13 protein-coding genes and 1 pseudogene are annotated in these 16,041 nt (G+C 63.6%); 9 read left to right on the top strand and 5 right to left on the bottom strand.

All coding sequences use genetic code 11. The features are described from left to right. Positions 1–166 precede the first annotated feature (166 nt). On the bottom strand, positions 167–946 hold the full coding sequence (locus EXZ48_RS30240; RefSeq protein ID WP_130520665.1) for an acetoin reductase: 780 nt from the start codon (positions 944–946) through the stop codon (positions 167–169). A gap of 293 nt (positions 947–1,239) precedes the next feature. Here EXZ48_RS30240 and EXZ48_RS30235 point away from each other — a divergent pair, with 293 nt between their 5' ends. Both EXZ48_RS30235 and EXZ48_RS30230 read left to right on the top strand, forming a co-directional pair. Continuing rightward, positions 1,240–2,628, top strand: a complete 1,389-nt coding sequence (locus EXZ48_RS30235) for a mercuric reductase (RefSeq protein WP_130520663.1) — start codon at positions 1,240–1,242, stop codon at positions 2,626–2,628. Positions 2,629–2,663: 35 nt separating this feature from the next. Then, the gene (locus EXZ48_RS30230) at positions 2,664–5,015 is read left to right on the top strand and encodes a heavy metal translocating P-type ATPase (RefSeq protein ID WP_207900547.1); all 2,352 of its coding nucleotides are present in this window, start codon (positions 2,664–2,666) and stop codon (positions 5,013–5,015) included. Positions 5,016–5,062: 47 nt separating this feature from the next. On the opposite strand, the gene EXZ48_RS30225 is transcribed toward EXZ48_RS30230, so the two are convergent. From EXZ48_RS30225 to EXZ48_RS30210, 4 genes are all read right to left on the bottom strand, one after another. Then, a complete protein-coding gene (locus EXZ48_RS30225) occupies positions 5,063–5,293 on the bottom strand; it encodes a hexameric tyrosine-coordinated heme protein (RefSeq protein ID WP_024845346.1) in 231 nt (76 codons plus the stop codon). A gap of 97 nt (positions 5,294–5,390) precedes the next feature. Beyond that, a complete protein-coding gene (locus EXZ48_RS30220; protein ID WP_130520661.1) occupies positions 5,391–6,035 on the bottom strand; it encodes a DUF924 family protein in 645 nt (214 codons plus the stop codon). A 92-nt stretch (positions 6,036–6,127) separates the two neighbouring features. Beyond that, positions 6,128–8,077: a cation-translocating P-type ATPase gene (locus EXZ48_RS30215; RefSeq protein WP_245462400.1), complete on the bottom strand. Its 1,950-nt coding sequence runs from the start codon at positions 8,075–8,077 to the stop codon at positions 6,128–6,130. 86 nt (positions 8,078–8,163) lie between these two features. Beyond that, a complete protein-coding gene (locus tag EXZ48_RS30210) occupies positions 8,164–8,385 on the bottom strand; it encodes a heavy-metal-associated domain-containing protein (RefSeq protein WP_035032918.1) in 222 nt (73 codons plus the stop codon). 400 nt (positions 8,386–8,785) lie between these two features. Here EXZ48_RS30210 and EXZ48_RS30205 point away from each other — a divergent pair, with 400 nt between their 5' ends. The 7 genes and pseudogenes from EXZ48_RS30205 to EXZ48_RS30175 all read left to right on the top strand — a co-directional run bounded on the left by EXZ48_RS30205 (position 8,786) and on the right by EXZ48_RS30175 (position 16,022). Next, the gene (locus EXZ48_RS30205; RefSeq protein ID WP_245462399.1) at positions 8,786–8,962 is read left to right on the top strand and encodes a hypothetical protein; all 177 of its coding nucleotides are present in this window, start codon (positions 8,786–8,788) and stop codon (positions 8,960–8,962) included. Positions 8,963–9,066: 104 nt separating this feature from the next. Next, positions 9,067–9,588: pseudogene (locus EXZ48_RS30200) on the top strand (ABC transporter substrate-binding protein); the annotation flags it as partial. Between the two features lie 60 nt (positions 9,589–9,648). Beyond that, a complete protein-coding gene (locus EXZ48_RS35900) occupies positions 9,649–11,157 on the top strand; it encodes an amino acid ABC transporter permease/ATP-binding protein (RefSeq protein ID WP_130520657.1) in 1,509 nt (502 codons plus the stop codon). A gap of 18 nt (positions 11,158–11,175) precedes the next feature. After that, the gene (locus tag EXZ48_RS30190) at positions 11,176–12,183 is read left to right on the top strand and encodes a Gfo/Idh/MocA family protein (RefSeq protein ID WP_130520655.1); all 1,008 of its coding nucleotides are present in this window, start codon (positions 11,176–11,178) and stop codon (positions 12,181–12,183) included. A 44-nt stretch (positions 12,184–12,227) separates the two neighbouring features. Next, a complete protein-coding gene (locus EXZ48_RS30185) occupies positions 12,228–13,358 on the top strand; it encodes an FAD-binding oxidoreductase (RefSeq protein ID WP_130520653.1) in 1,131 nt (376 codons plus the stop codon). Positions 13,359–13,856: 498 nt separating this feature from the next. Then, entirely contained in the window at positions 13,857–14,684 is an 828-nt protein-coding gene (locus EXZ48_RS30180) for a transporter substrate-binding domain-containing protein (RefSeq protein ID WP_023515928.1), read from the top strand. 57 nt (positions 14,685–14,741) lie between these two features. Beyond that, on the top strand, positions 14,742–16,022 hold the full coding sequence (locus EXZ48_RS30175) for an FAD-binding oxidoreductase (RefSeq protein WP_023515929.1): 1,281 nt from the start codon (positions 14,742–14,744) through the stop codon (positions 16,020–16,022). Positions 16,023–16,041 lie beyond the last annotated feature (19 nt).

Genomic DNA, 16,041 nt, shown 5'->3' with positions numbered 1-16,041 from the left:
ACGAATGGCGGCCGAAGGCGGCGATGGCCATGCCAAGCAACAAGAGGACAATTCTCTCGACAAAGGCGGCTCTTCCAGACGGAACCATTCCGCTGGAGGGAGAAATTTTCACAAGCCCGTTTCCCGGTGCGGACGCTTCTGAACTTTCGCGATTTGGCAGGCGGCCTTATCGGTAGACGATACCGCCATCGGTCAGGATCGACTGTCCCGTTATGTAGTCGGAATCGGCGCCCGCGAGGAAGGCGACCAACGCTGCCACGTCCTCCGGCGTCTGCGCGCGACCCAAAGCGATGCCTTCGACATACTTCTTGTAAGTTTCGCCCTTCGGCGTTCCGGTGATCTCGGAAAAGCGCTCGTCGATCTCCACCCACATGTCGGTGCCGACGATGCCGGGGCAGTAGGCGTTCACCGTGATGCCCGCGCTGGCATATTCCTTGGCGGCGGCTTGCGTCAGCGCACGCACGGCGAACTTGGTCGCCGAATAGACGCCAAGCATGGCGAAGCCGTCATGTCCGGCAATCGAGCAGGCATTGATGATCTTGCCTTTCTGTCCGCGATCCTTGAATTTCTTCGCAGCCGCCTGGATACCCCAGAGCACGCCGTCGACATTGATCCGGAAGATCAGGTCCATGTCCTCGGGCGTGACGTCGGCGATCGGCTTGACCTGGGCGATGCCGGCATTGTTGACGATGACGTCGAATCCGCCGAGTTGCTTTTCCGCATGGTCGATAGCGGCGTAGACGTCGTCGCGCTTGCTGACATCGGCGATGACGGTGGTGGCCTTGCGTCCGAGCGCTTCGACTTCCTTGCGAACGGAGTCGAGCTTGTCAGCCTTGACATCGGCCAGCGCGAGGTCGGCGCCTTCCTTTGCAAGCCGCAGCGCAATGCCGCGTCCGATCCCCTGGCCAGCGCCGGTTACCAAAATGACTTTGCCATTCAACGACATGATTTTCTCCTACAGAAAGTTGGCCAATCCTGTGCAGCCAGGATGTTCCCTTTCGGGCAATACAGCCGGAGCAGAACCGACTACACTCGATGATTCCGGTCCATTTAAAGGCCGTGGCCCGGAAATGATGCGACGGCGCCGAAACTGGCAGTAAGGCCACCTCAAGGGGCCTCCCTCAAAAGCAACAGTAATTGTTCGACACCGCAAGAGTATGACATGATCCCGCATATATGGCCGAGCGCCATATTTTCATCGCGCGGATAGGGTCGCTGTTGCAGAAGGATGCATAGTTGATGATGGAAGCGGAACGCTACGACGCTGTCGTGATCGGCAGTGGCGAGGGCGGGAAATACCTCGCCTGGCATATGGCGCAAGCCGGCCAGAAGGTAGCTGTCATCGAGCGGCGCTGGATCGGCGGCTCGTGCCCCAACATCAACTGCCTGCCCAGCAAGAACGAGATATGGAGCGCGGGTATTGCTCATGCCGTTGCCCACGCCGCGGAGTACGGCGTTGCATCCGGCCCTGTCTCGGTCGACATGAAGACGGTCGTGGCGCGCAAGCGCGCCATGGTCGAGGGTCTGGTTGCGTTTCATCTCGAACGCTACGAGGCGACGGGCGCGGAACTCATCATGGGCAACGCCCGCCTCATCGGACCAGAAACGATCGAAGTTGCCTTGAACGACGGCGGGACGCGACTGCTCGCCACGGACAAGCTGTTTCTCAATCTTGGAACACATGCAACCATTCCACCCGTCCCCGGTCTGGCCGAAGCCAGGCCGCTCACCCATATCGAGGCGCTCGAACTGGACCGGTTGCCGGCACATCTGATCGTGCTCGGCGCCGGCTATGTCGGCCTTGAACTCGCGCAGGCCTATCGGCGTTTCGGCAGCCGCGTCACCATTGTGGACCGTGGGCCACGGCTGCTGAAGCGCGAGGATGAAGATGTGTCCGAAGAAGTTCGGCGGATTCTGGAGGCGGAAGGCATGGAGGTGCTTTTGTCGGCCGAAGTCGAGAAGGTGGAGGGCCGGTCGTGCGAAAGCGTGCGCGCCACCATTCGGACGCCGGGCGGTTTAAGAACGATCGAGGGCACGGACATTCTGGTCGCTGCCGGCCGCACGCCCAACACGCGAGGGATCGGTCTCGAAGAGGCAGGCATTGCGCTGACGGATCGCGGTTACATCAAGGTGAACGATCGACTGGAGACAACTGCAAGGGACGTCTGGGCCATCGGAGAATGCGCGGGAAGTCCGCAATTCACCCACGCATCGCTCGATGATTTCCGAATTATCCGGGACAATCTTGACGGTGGAGACAGAACGACCACCGGGCGGCTGATGCCCTATTGCATGTTCATCGACCCGCCCCTTGCCCGCATCGGCATGAGCGAAGCGCAAGCGCGGGCCAATGGAATGGATTTGCGCGTCGCGAAACTGCCAATGAAGGCGGTGCTGCGGACGCGGACGACCTCGCAAACCTCGGGCTTCATGAAGGCGCTGATCGATCCACAGGACCGGATCGCAGGCTTTGCGATGATCGGTTCGGAGGCCGGAGAAGTGATGGCCGTGGCGCAGGCGGCCATGCTTGGCGGTCTGTCCTACAGTGTCCTGCGCGATGCGGTTCTTGCGCATCCGACAATGGCCGAGGGGCTGAACGCGCTGTTTGGCAATGTAGCGAAACGATGAGTTTTCCAGGTTCAGGTGAGGCGGCGGGTTAGAGAATGAACGGACACGGTGAGCATCAGCACCATTCGCATGGTCACGCCCATTCGGGTGACGGACATCTTGTGAAGGACCCCGTCTGCGGCATGGAGATCGATCCGCAGACAGCGGAACATCACCTGACCCATGAGGGCCACACCCATTATTTCTGCTCGGCTTCATGCAAGGCGAAATTCAAGGCGGACCCGGCCCGTTATCTTGCCGGAGACGCGGCGCCCGCTCCGGACGCGCCCGAGGGAGCGATCTGGACCTGTCCGATGCATCCCGAGATCCGGCAGGATGGGCCGGGAAGCTGCCCGATCTGCGGCATGGCGCTGGAGCCGTTGATGGTGACCGCCGACAGCGGCCCCAGCCCGGAACTCGCCGACATGACGCGGCGCTTCTGGATCGGGCTGGTCCTCGCCGCTCCGGTGTTCGTGCTCGAAATGGGCAGCCACCTCGTGCCCGCGTTGCATCATCTGGTGCCGATGCGGATATCGATCTGGATTCAGCTCGTTCTGGCAACGCCGGTGGTTTTGTGGTGCGGATGGCCGTTCTTTGAGCGCGCCTGGGAGTCGCTGGTCAATCGCAGCCTCAACATGTTCACCCTGATCGCCATGGGCACGGGCGTCGCCTGGGCCTACAGTATCGTCGCCGTCCTTGCGCCGGGCATTTTCCCCGCCGCCTTTCGCGCGGAAGATGGCACGGTCGCGGTCTACTTCGAAGCGGCGGCGGTCATCACCGTTCTGGTGCTGCTCGGCCAGGTGCTGGAACTGCGCGCCCGCGAGCAGACATCAGGCGCGATCAGGGCGCTTCTCGATCTGGCGCCGAAGACGGCGCGGCGCGTCAGTGACGACGGCATGGAGGAAGACGTGCCGGTCGAGCATGTCGTGCTCGGTGACAGGCTGCGCGTGCGGCCCGGCGAGACAGTGCCCGTCGATGGCGTGGTCGAGGACGGCCGCTCTTCGCTCGACGAGGCGATGGTGACCGGCGAATCCATGCCCGTCACCCGCACTGTAGGCGATCAGGTCATCGGCGGCACGCTGAACCAGACCGGGGCGCTGGTGATCCGTGCGGAAAAGGTCGGCCGCGATACCATGCTGTCGCGCATCGTCCAGATGGTGGCCGACGCGCAGCGGTCGCGGGCGCCGATCCAGCGCATGGCCGACCAGGTCTCGGGCTGGTTCGTGCCGCTGGTCATTGTCATTGCAATTCTCGCCTTCATCGTCTGGGGCATCTGGGGGCCGGAGCCGCGCTTTGCCTATGGGCTGGTCGTGGCCGTTTCGGTGCTGATCATCGCCTGTCCCTGCGCATTGGGGCTGGCGACGCCGATGTCGATCATGGTCGGCGTCGGCAAGGGTGCGAGCGCCGGCGTCCTGATCAAGAACGCCGAGGCGCTCGAACATATGGAGAAGGTCGACACGCTCGTCGTCGACAAGACCGGCACGCTCACCGAGGGCAAGCCGTCGGTGACGGCGGTCGTTGCGGCAAACGGCTTCGATGAAACGGAAATCCTGCGGCTTGCCGCTGGCGTCGAGAAGGCGTCGGAACATCCGCTTGCTCTGGCGATCGTGGAGGCGGCAGAGAAGAAGGGCATCGAGGTCCCGCCCGTGGTGGACTTCGACTCTCCTCTCGGCAAGGGCGCGCTCGGCACCGTCGAGGGCAAGGCGATCGTGCTCGGCAATGCGGCGTTCCTCAAGGAGCATGGTGTCGATGCGTCGGCCCTTGCCGAACGGGCGGACGCCTTGCGCCACGATGGCGCGACGGCGATCTATATCGGCATTGAGGGCAGGGCCGGCGGCATTTTCGCCATTGCCGATCCGGTCAAGGCAACGACGCAGAAAGCGTTGAAAGCCTTACATGGCGAGGGTATCCGCATCGTCATGCTGACCGGGGACAATAAAACCACAGCCGAAGCTGTCGCACGTCAACTGGGCATCGATGAGGTCGAGGCCGACGTGCTGCCGGATGCAAAGAGCGCCGTGGTGAGCCGTCTCAAGGCGGAAGGCCGTGTGGTCGCCATGGCGGGCGACGGCGTCAATGATGCGCCGGCGCTGGCGGCTGCCGATGTCGGGATCGCCATGGGCTCGGGCACCGATGTCGCCATCGAAAGCGCCGGTGTCACCCTGCTCAAGGGTGATCTGATGGGGATCGTGAAGGCGCGGCGTCTGTCGCAGGCGACGATGGCGAATATCCGCCAGAATCTGTTCTTCGCCTTCATCTACAATGCCGCCGGCATCCCGATTGCCGCGGGCGTGCTTTACCCTTCTTTCGGCCTCCTCCTTTCACCGATCATCGCGGCGGCCGCCATGTCGTTGTCGTCGGTCAGCGTCATCGCCAATGCGCTGCGATTGCGAGGGCTGAAACTTTGACTGAAACGCCGGTGCGACTGACGCCCTCGCCTATGATTGACCGGGCGTCAGTCGCGCCAATAATTGTTGGCGGCTGCCACCGTCTGGAAATGGATGGCGATCACCTGTGAGGAGGCGATCAGCTGCGCGGTGTCCTGATCGTAGGCCGCGCGCAGCTTGTCGCGAATTTCTGCGGACGGCTGGGTCACCTTGACGCCGACCCGCGCCATTTTGGTGGCAAGGTCGAACCCCTCCTGCGGGGTTGCTGTCTTGAGTGAGGGAAGCCAAGTGTCAGCCATGATGTTTTCCTTCCAGAGAATACGAATACGCAACAACCGTAATCTACCCGAGCAGCCGACGAAAGCATCAACCCTCGATGCGTTTCGCCTCCAGGCGTCACGCCTGAAACGCCCTCTCGTGCGGGAAATCCCCTCCAGCGATGTAAGCGTCTTCCGCCTGCGTCGATTCTCGGCCGAGGACCTGATTGCGGTGCGGGTGACGGCCGAAAGCGGCGATGACCTTGCGCACATCACCGGCCTGGTTCACCAGCGACTGGTATATCGGTTGAAGGGAAGCGGACGCTTCCGCCGCTATCTCTTCGCGAAGCCCGATGAGCAGATCGATGCGCTCAAGGTGATCCGGGCCTTCGCAATGGCCAAGGGGCTGACTGTAGACGACCCTGTACCAGGGCGTGCCGAGCGATGCATAGTGGCCGTTGGAGAACCCCTCCATCGCCAGCGACAGTGCGGCAGGGTCCTGCGCGAAAGCCCGCGGCGTGCCGCGCCACAGCGAGCGTGAGAACTGGTCGAGCACGATGATGAGCGCCAGCCTGCCTTCGGGTTCGTCGGCCCAGTCGTCGAGATCGCCTGAGGCTGCGCTCCTCGTGAGGTCGGCGAAGCGCGCGACGATCGTGTCATCCGCTCCGCCGTGCAACCGCCACGACCAGTGATCGCGATGAGTTTCAGCCTTTATCTGTGAGGAGCGGCCTTCGGGAAACCAGAAGTCGAGAACGTCGTTCCACGGGGCGGTCCTGGTATTCATGTCGATCCTTTCTGGCGGTTGCGAGCAATGAGACAGGGTTGGCGCCGCAAAAACAACAGACCCCGCATCGCTGCGGGGTCTGCGAGGAGGCTTCAGCCTCGCGCGGCCACAGTTGCGGGCCGGGCGGTGGCTGTTTTTGACGCCCGTCCGCCGGGTGCGGTGGCCTTCGGCACGCGCAGCAGGCGCATGCCGTTGGCGATGACGATCAGCACCGAAAGCTGGTGGACCAGCATGCCGCCGGCCATATGGACATTGCCGGAGAACACGCCCGCCAGCAGTCCGGCCACCGTCACCAGTGCGATGACGAGGTTCTGGCGCATATTGCCCAGCGTTGCGCGCGAGATCGCCATCGCCTCGGGGATCTTGCCGAGATCGTCCTTCAGGAGCGCGATGTCGGCGGTCTCGATGGCGACGTCGCTGCCGGCCGCGCCCATGGCGATCGAGGTGTCGGCTGCGGCAAGCGCCGGTGCATCGTTGATGCCGTCGCCGACCATGGCGACATGCGCGCCATCCGCCTTCATCTTCCGGATCAGTTCCAGCTTGTCCTCGGGCATCAGCCCGGCATGGACCTCGTCGATGCCGACCTCGCGGGCGATGGCTTCGGCCGCGCCATGCTGGTCGCCGGTCAGCATGACCACACGGCCTATGCCGATGTCACGCAGACGGGCGATGGCTTCCGCCGCGCCTTCACGGGCCATGTCGGACATGCCCAGCATCCCGATCAACTGCCCGTCACGCGCCACCAGGATCGGCGTCTGGCCATTGGACAGCAGACGGTCCAGGGCGGCTTCGCCCTCCTGGCCCAGCGTAATGCCGAGCGTATCCATGAGGCGTCGGTTGCCGGCGGCGATGACGCGGCCGTCGATGCGGGCGCTCAGGCCCATGCCGGCATGTTCCTCCAGCGCCTCGGGCGTGGAAAGCGGCCCCTGCTTGCGGCCAGCCTCGACGATGGGACGGCCGAGCGGATGGGTCGATCCGGTCTCGGCGGTCGCAGCCAGATGCAGCAACTCGGCCTCGGCAATGCCGCCGAGCGCGACGATAGAGGCGAGCTGCGGCTTGCCTTCCGTCAGCGTGCCGGTCTTGTCGAGCGCCAGCGTATCGATGCGGCCTGCACTTTCCAGATGCTGACCGCCCTTGATCAGGATGCCGCTGCGCGCCGCCCGGCCGATGCCGGCGACGATGGAGACCGGCGTCGAGATGACCAGCGCGCCGGGGCAACCGACGACCAGCAGCGTCAGCGCCAGGCGGATGTCCTGCGTCACCGCGAAGGCGGCGACCGCGAGCCCGATGATCGACGGCGTATACCATTGCGCAAAGCGCTCGATCATACGCTGGCTCGGGGCCTTTTCCTCCTGCGCTTCCTCGACGCGCTGAATGATGCGGGCAAGGGTGGTGTCGGCGCCGACATTGGTGGCGCGGATGCGCAGCAACCCGTTCTCGGCGATCGTTCCTGCATGAACGTGGCTACCAGGCGCTTTCTCGGCCGGCATCGGCTCACCGGTAATCGCCGCCTCGCTGACGGCGGCGGTGCCTTCGGTCACCTCACCATCCACCGGGATGCGTTGACCGGCCCTGACCAGCACGGTCTCGCCAAGCTGGACCATATGCGCCGGCACCTCGACGGGATCGCCGTCGCGCAGCACGGTCGCGGTGGCGGGCGCGGCATCGAGCAATGCCTTCAGCGCGCCACGGGTCTGCCCCATGGTGCGCGCCTCCAGCCAGCCACCGAAAATGAAGAGGAAAGTGACGGCCGCCGACTCCCAGACCTCGCCGATAAACAACGCGCCGACCGCCGCGACGGTGACGAGCAGTTCGATGCTGAAATGTTTTACGAGCAGCGAACGCCAGGCGCGGATGGCGATGTCGGAGCCGGCAAGAAAAGCTGCCGCGACCATCAGCGCCGTCCATGCCTCGATCATGCCAAAACCGTAGCGTGCCAGAAGGCCAGCCGCGATCAACCCGCCGCTGCCGACCGTCAGCCAGAAGCGCCGCCGTGCCGGATGCACGAAGGCGCTCTTGATCCTGCTGACAAGATTGCTCATCTCATCGCTCCTTTCATCTTCATCCATGCCGGAAAAGCGTGCCTGCCGCGCCGGCTCGCGGCGCGGCGAAAAAGGCGGAGTGCCGATCAGAAGGCGGCAGGTTGCGCCTCGTAGCCGGTGCCGCGCACCGCCTCGACCAGCGCTTCAACGCTGGCTTGCGCGGGGTCGTGCTCAACCTCGATCTTGCCGGTGTTGAAGCGCACCTCGGCCTTCGCGACGCCCGGAAGGGCGTTGAGCGCCTTTTCGATCTTCGGCACGCAGGATGGGCAGGAAAGTTCATCGCTGCGAAGGATGGTTTTCTGGGTCATGATCGGGTTCCTTTCGATAGTGGAGGAGGGGTGTCCCCTGCCTCATTGATCTAAGGGTTTGGCCACGCATTGCGATTGGCGAAACCGGCAAGCCAGGCTTGCAGGAATGCACAGGCCGCTGCCTTGGTTCTGGTTCGTTGGGCGACCAAATTGGGAGCTGTGGTGGAATCGTCGCCTAAACCAAAGGGATCTCCGTGCGTGAATGCACAGGTCGACGAGTCTCGATTTCCTGGCGGATGCTTTGATGTGGACGCGCCGCTGCTGGAAGGACAGCTTGAGGATACTGTCGCCGAAGTCGTATCGGCGACAAGACCATATGCGAAGGTCTCATTGGGCGGATTTGAGTGAGATCAACGAAACGAGCCAAACTTGTGAAATGAATTGGAAGAAGGAGCATATCATGCGTGGATTTGTTGATGACATCGAGGAACTGACCGAGGGAAACACGGATTTTCGCCGTGTTCTTTATACGGCAACAAATATGCAGCTCGTGCTGATGACGCTTCAGCCTGGCGAGGAGATCGGCGAAGATGTTGAATATCGCCGGGATTTGACCCGGTTTGTTGGTTTATCCTAACCCATGCGTAGCTAAAAAATTCCCTTTAATGCCAATTCTTTGCGTCGCTTCAGCAGGGGCAAGGCTACATGAAAAACCGGGTCTAATCCGACCGATACTCAACAAATAGCCGCTTCGACGTCGCCGCCGCCGCGATCGGCACGACGGACAAGCGCAAGGAGACGGTCGACTTCTCTGACGGCTATCTCGCCGGCTTCCTTACAGTGCTGACAGCGGATGCCGGCATCACCGATGCGGACGGCCTCAAGGGCAAGCGCCTTGGCGTCGTGCAAGGCACCTTGCAGGAAATCTATGCCGAAAAGAATTTCACGGGGGCCGATCTGGTAAAATTCCCGGATAACAACTCTGCCGTCTCCGCGCTCAACAACGGAACGGTCGATGCGCATTTCCTCGACTACGAGGCGGCAAAGGACTACTCGGCGCGCTATCCCAAACTGAAGGTCGCCGTCAACATCCCGAGCTTCGACGCGCCGGCCGGCTTTGTCGTCCGCAAGGGCAATGACGCCCTGCGCGAGGCGCTGAACAAAGCTCTCCAGGCCGCCATGCAGGACGGCACCTGGAAGACCCTGCACGAAAAGTGGTTCCCCGGAACGCCGATGCCGGATTCCTATCTTCCCAAGCAGTGATGCCGCCTTGCCGGTCCGGCCTCTCCGGTCGGACCGGTCTTTTTTCCAAGGGACCTCCTGATGAACTGGCTTGAAAACCTGCGCCGCAGCTTCCTTGACTGGAACGCCATGGCCGAAGTGCTGCCGACCATGATCACAGTCGGCCTGAAGAACACGCTTATCCTTGCGGCGGCCTCGACTGTGCTGGGCGTCGTCATCGGCATGGTGCTCGCCATCATGGGCATTTCCCGATCGCCCTGGCTGCGCATCCCCGCACGCCTCTACACGGATATCTTTCGCGGCCTGCCGGCCATCGTCACCATCCTGCTGATCGGCCAGGGATTCGCCCGCATCGGCCGCGAACTGTTCGGCCCGTCGCCCTATCCGCTCGGCATCCTGGCGCTCAGCCTGATCGCTGGCGCTTATATCGGCGAGATCTTTCGCTCGGGCATTCAAAGCGTCGACCGTGGTCAGATGGAAGCCTGTCGAGCGCTCTCGATGAGCTATGGCCAAGGCATGCGGCTCATCGTCGTGCCGCAGGGCGTGAGCCGCGTACTGCCGGCCCTCGTCAATCAGTTCATCGGTAATGTCAAGGATTCGAGCCTCGTCTATTTCCTCGGCCTGCTTGCCTCCGAGCGCGAGATTTTCCGTGTGGGACAGGATCAGGCCGTCGTCACCGGCAACCTTTCGCCGCTGCTTTTGGCGGGCATCTTCTATCTCGTCGTCACCGTGCCGCTCACCCATGTCGTCAACGCCATCGACAATCGCCTGCGCATCGGCAAGCAGCGCCCGGCGATCATCACCAGCGGGCTGGAGGAGGTCAGCGAACTGGACGGCGCCAGCCGTGCGTCCGGGGCTGTCTTCAAGGGCGGCAGCCTCGATGTGCGCAATCTCGGCATGGCCTATGGCGAACTCGACGTGCTCAAAGGCGTCAACCTTTCGGTGAAGCCGGGCAGCGTCACCTGCATCATCGGTCCGTCCGGCTCCGGCAAGTCGACGCTGCTGCGCGGGCTCAACCGCCTCGTCGAGCCGAAGAGCGGCGACATCCTCATCGACAGCGAGAGCATCCTTTCCATGAAGCCGGAAACCCTGCGCCGCTGGGTCGGCATGGTGTTCCAGCACTTCAACCTCTTCCCGGACCACACGGCGCTGGAAAACGTCATGCTCTCGCTGACGAAGATCAAGGGCCTGCCCAAGGCCGAGGCCGAGCGCATCGCGCAGGCGAGCCTTGCCGATGTCGGTCTTGCGAGCCGGCGGCATCACCGGCCCGGCGGCCTCTCGGGCGGCCAGCAACAGCGTGTCGCCATTGCCCGCGCGCTCGCCATGGAGCCGGAAGTCATTCTCTTCGACGAGGTGACGAGCGCGCTCGATCCCGAGCTGGTCAAGGGCGTGCTCAATCTGATGGCCGATCTCGGCAAGCGTGGCATGACCATGGTCGTCGTTACGCATGAGATGGGCTTTGCCCGCCGCGTCGCCGATCAGGTCGTCTTCATGGATGAGGGGCGTGTGGTGGAGGCCGGCACGCCCGAGGCGATCTTCGACAACCCGCAGAGCCCGCGTCTGCAGCGCTTCCTCGCGGAAGTGCTCTAAGCCGGGAAGGAGGACATAATGACACGAAGGATACGCTGGGGCGTGCTCGGCTGCGCGGGCATTGCCGAAAAGGCGGTGATCCCCGCCATCCAGTCCAGCCGGCTTGGCCGCGTGACGGCCATTGCCTCGCGCGATCTGGGCAGGGCCACGGAGATGGCCGCGCGCTTCGACATCGCCAGGGCCTATGGCAGCTACGAGGACCTGCTGGCCGATCCCGCGATCGACGCCATCTACAATCCGCTGCCTAATCACCTGCATGTGCCTTTGACGATCAAGGCGCTGGAACACCGCAAGCCGGTACTCTGCGAAAAGCCGATCGCGCTTGGCGCCGCACAGGCGGTGGAGCTTGCGGCCGCGCAGAAGGCCGCCGGCCTGCCTGTCGCCGAAGCCTTCATGGTGCGCCACCACCCGCAGTGGAAGACGGCGCGCGCACTGGTGACCGAAGGGCGGCTCGGCGAGGTGAGGGCCATCCTGACGATATTCTCCTACTATCTGGACGATCCGCGAAACGTACGCAACCAGGCGGATATCGGCGGAGGCAGCCTGTTCGACGTCGGCTGCTACGCCGTCAACACCGCCCGCTTCCTGTTCGGCGCCGAGCCGCTGCGGGCGATTGCGCTGATGGAGAGGGATCCCACCTTCGGCACGGACCGGCTGACGAGCGGGCTGCTGGCGTTTCCCGAAGGCCGGCAGCTTGCCTTCACCTGTTCCACGCAGCTTGCCCTCACGCAGAAGGTCACGGTGCTCGGAACGTGGGCGCGCCTGGAAATCCCCGTTCCCTTCAATGCGCCGGCCGATGCGCCGACCCGGCTCGTGCTGGACGACGGCCGCGATCTTGCCGGAGGCGGGCGAGAGGAGATCGCCATCGCGCCGGTCGACCAGTACCGCGAGCAGGCCGATGCCTTTGCCGACGCCGTTCTCACCGGCACGCCGCTCGAAGCCGGGCTGGACGATTCGCTCGCCAATATGAAGGCCATCGACGCGCTCTTCCGCTCCGCGGGGAGCGGCCGCTGGGAGCCGCTCTGAACAGCTTTTTTCACCTGCATGACCAAACGATTGAAAGACATCCAATGACCGACACCATCATCTCCTCGGCCGTCATCATCGGCGCCGGTATCTTCGGCGTCTCCACCGGCGTTCAGCTTGCCCGGCGCGGCATCCGCGTTACCATCCTTAATGACGGCCCGCCGGCCAATGGCGCCTCGGGCCACTCGCTCTCCTGGCTGAATTCAGCGCGCATGCGCTCCGAGCCTTATCACCGGCTGCGCATGGCCGGCATCGACCGCTACCGCACGCTTGCGGCGCGGTTTCCGGATGTCGACTGGCTTCGCTTCGACGGCGGCCTGACCTGGGACGCCGACGACATGCGCAACGAGATCGACGCGGCCTATCGCTACGAAGTCTCGCTTGCCTATGATGCACAATGGCTTCCGGCCGCTGCCGTCGCCGGCGTCACGCCCGGCATCGATGCCAGGGCGATCACGCCGCAGGGCGCGATCTTCAATCCCGGTGAAGGCTGGGTCGACCTGCCGGCTTTGATCGGCCTGCTTCTTGAAGAGTTTTCGGCCCTCGGCGGGGTGCTGGTGACGGATCAGGGCGCGGCGCGCGTCATTGTTGAGGGCAGTCGGGCAGTGGGGGCGGAAACCGTGACAGGCACCCGCTTCGCTGCGGATGCCGTCGTGCTCGCGACTGGGCCTGCGGTGCCGCGGATGGCGGCGGATAGCGGCCAGACGATCGGCGACGGAACGCCGCTCGCCCTGCTCGTGCAAACAAAGCCACTCGCCCATCCCCTGCGCGCTGTCCTCAACACGCCGCGCATCGCCGTCCGCCCCGCACCGGGCGGCACCTTCTCGCTGGATGCCGACTGGGCGGCGGACGAGGGCGTGACCGCGCGCGCGGATGGCGGCTACGACATCGACGAGGCCGTCGTGGATGCCTTGCTGGCCGAGGCAGCGAAGGTGATGGAGGGCAATCCGAAGCTTGAGGTCGCTTCCATCGGCGTCGGCGGCAAGCCTATCCCCGGCGACGGTGAACCGGTGGTCGGCGCACTCAAAGCGATCGCGGGCTACTATGTCGCCTTTAGCCACAGTGGCGCAACACTCGGCCTCATCGTCGGGGAACTGCTTGCCTATGAGGTGGCAAAGGGCGCTGAGCACCCAATGCTCGCCACCTTCCGGCCCGAGCGCTTTGGCGTGAGTTGAACGAATTTCACAAACCGGCTTCCGCGCCGATAGCGCGGGACACCGACCAAAATCCTCACGTAATTGAAATCAGACGTTATCGGATAGGAGACGTTCTAGCGCTGGATTGGGAGGATCGCAGGGCGCCGCTCGCCGTGTTGCTCAGCATGGCGGTGGGCGCGCTTTGCGGCATCGTCAACGGCTGCCGCTCGCGCGCTTCTTTGTAAAACTTGGAGCGATCGCCTTCCTCCGCAGCCATGCCTATAGGATCCACGGATGGCCAGGCGATCGTCTCCACCAGCCTCAATTCCCGCGATCTTAGCAATGACTATCTCGGCCCGATCCCAGCTCACGTGCTATAGCGGGCACGTCTACGCAGTTTCATGTCGCTGCAGCATGAAGCGATCTCCTTCTTTCATGCGCGTCCCCTTGACAGTGGAGAACGAGAGTCGACACATTCGGTTGTCAGACATCTTACATAAACGGGGATCTGAGCTGACGGATCACAAGGAGGACCACATGAAAAAGCTCTTCATGCGACTGGCGGTAGGCGCCGCCTTCGTCGCTGCCGCCGTGTCTGCCCAGGCCGGCGAGACGCTCGACCGCGTCATGGAAAAGAAGGCGATGGTTGTCGCCACCAACAGCGGCTGGCCGCCCCAGAGCTATCTCGACGACAGCAATGAGATGGTCGGTTTCGACATCGACGTGTCGCGCGAGATCGCCAAGCGCCTCGGCGTCGAGGTGAGCTTCGAGACGCCGGACTGGCAGACGCTGACCGGTGGCCGCTGGCAGGGCCGCTACGATCTCGGCGTCGGCTCGGTCACGCCCACCAAGGCGCGCGCCCAGGTGATCGATTTCGTCGGCATCTACTACTACAGCCCCTATGTCTACGTCGTTCACCAGGACAGCGACGCCAAGTCCGTCACCGACCTCAATGGCAAGGTGATCGGCGTCGAGACGGCAACGACCTCGGAAGACTTCATCAACCGCAAGCTCGAAATCGATGCGCCGGGCCTGCCGCCGATCGAATACAAGCTGGAGCCGGGTGAAGTCCGCACCTTTGCCGACTCCATGCTGCCCTTCGACGACCTGCGCCTTGGCGCGGGCGTTCGCCTCGACGCGGTGATCGCGCCCGAGCAGACCGCGATGAACGCCATCAAGAATGGCTACCCGGTCAAGATTCTCGAGGGCGAATACGCTTTCCGTGAGCCGCTCGTCGTCATCGCCGAGAAGGTCGATCCGGAATGGACCGCCAAGGTTGGCGGCATCATCGAGGAGATGAAGAAGGACGGCACGCTAGGGACGCTCACCACCAAGTGGTACGGCAAGGATTACAGCGCCGACTGATGCAAGACCGGCGCGGGCGGATAAGCCCGCGCCATTTCATTTGAGGGGGAGCATGCGATGTCCTATCCGGACACCTATTACAAACGAACCATGGCGGACCAGACGACGCGCCCGGCGCTTTCGGGCACGGTCGAATGCGACGCGGTTATCGTCGGCGCCGGCCTTGCCGGCCTTACCACGGCGCTGCAGCTGGCCCGCGCCGGCAAACGCGTCACGGTGCTGGAGGCCGAAAGCGTCGGCTTTGGTGCCTCCGGGCGCAATGGTGGTTTCGTCGGCCCCGGCTATGCGACGGGCGGAGACGACATTGCCCGCGTGACCGGCAAAGATGCGGCGCGCAAGCTGCACCATCTCTCCATCGAAGGCATGGATTTCATCCGCGAGAACATCAAGTCGCTCGGTATCGACGGCGCCCGGCCCGAACCGGGCATCATGAGCGTGCTGCGCTATGACGACGGCCCGAGCCTCAAGGCCTATGCGGACGAGACCCGCCGCGAATACGGTTACGACCTCGACTATATGGACCGCGACGCCGTACGCGCCGTGCTGAAGTCCGAGCGTTACTTCCAGGCGCTGCGCAATCCGAACGCCTTCCACATGCACCCGCTCAACTACCTGCGCGCCATCGCGGCCGAGATCGAGCGTCTCGGCGGACGCATCTGCGAGCAGTCGCCCGCAACATCGGTGGATTTCTCCCGCACTGAAAAACGGGTGAAAACGGCGGGCGGCGAGGTGAGAGCCCATGATGTCGTCTTCACGACAGGCGGCTACACCGACGGGCTGAACGGCAGGCTGAAGCGGTCCTTCCTGCCGATCGCCACCTATGTCATGGTTAGCGAAGAAGCGCCGGAACTGATCGCCACGGCGATTGCCACGAAAAACGCCATCGGCGACAATCGCAGGGCCGGCGATTACTACCGCCTCGTCGACGGCGGTCGCCGCATCCTGTGGGGTGGGCGCATCACCACCCATGCCGCCTCCACGGCCGGCCTGGTCAAGGAATTGCGCGCCGAGATGATCGGCACCTATCCGCAGCTCAGGGATCTCAGGACAGAGCTCGCCTGGTCGGGCCTGATGTCCTATGCCCGCCATCTGATGCCCCAGATCGGGCGCATGAGTCCGGGTGTCTGGTATTGCACCGCCTTCGGCGGGCACGGGCTCAACACCACGGCGATCGGCGGCAAGGTCATCGCGGAAGGCATTCTCGGCGAAACCGAGCGCTACAAGCTCTTCGAACCCTTCGGCCTCGTCTGGGCCGGTGGTCTCGCCGGGCTTGCCGTGGCGCAGCTCACCTATTGGAAACTCCAGGCGCAGGACTGGTGGCGCGAACGCGCAGCGTAAGCGGCTTCAACGAGAACAA

Source organism: Shinella sp. JR1-6 (assembly GCF_004284735.1).
GTDB lineage: Bacteria > Pseudomonadota > Alphaproteobacteria > Rhizobiales > Rhizobiaceae > Shinella.
Note: the sequence above shows the minus strand (reverse complement) of the source record. Positions and strands in the feature narration are given on the sequence as shown.